The sequence below is a fragment of the Micromonospora sp. SL4-19 genome, assembly GCF_047921475.1.
GTDB lineage: Bacteria > Actinomycetota > Actinomycetes > Mycobacteriales > Micromonosporaceae > Micromonospora.
Genome location: NZ_JBLROB010000103.1, coordinates 1 through 342 on the forward strand (window position 1 = coordinate 1; position 342 = coordinate 342).

Annotated in this window: 1 protein-coding gene; it reads right to left on the reverse strand. The window is 74.9% G+C overall.

Translation table 11 applies throughout. From position 1 onward, the window contains the following. Window positions 1-78: 78 nt before the first annotated feature. Window positions 79-342: hypothetical protein (locus ACNAVT_RS31870; protein ID WP_416301714.1), on the reverse strand; the 264-nt coding region annotated here is incomplete at its 5' end.

Sequence of the window (342 nt, forward strand, 5' to 3'; positions counted from 1 at the left end):
AGGGCCGCCCCAGCAGGGTCGGCCCTTGACTGCGTTAGCGTCCTTGGCGACGCACTTAGGAAGGATGTACCTGTGAGTTCAGGACCGCAGGGCGGGGACCGCCCCCGTCGTTACGAGGACCGCGCCGAGCGCGGGCAGGGGCGCGGTGACGCCCGCCGTGACGACCGTCCCTCGTACCGGGGCGACCGCGACGACCGTTCGGCCGGCGGCGAACGCCGCGAGGGCGGCTTCCGGTCGGGTTCCCGCGACGGCGGTTTCCGGGGCGGTGAGCGCCGTGAGGGCGGTTTCCGGTCCGGCTCGGGCGGTGAGCGCCGTGAGGGCGGTTTCCGGTCCGGCTCGGGC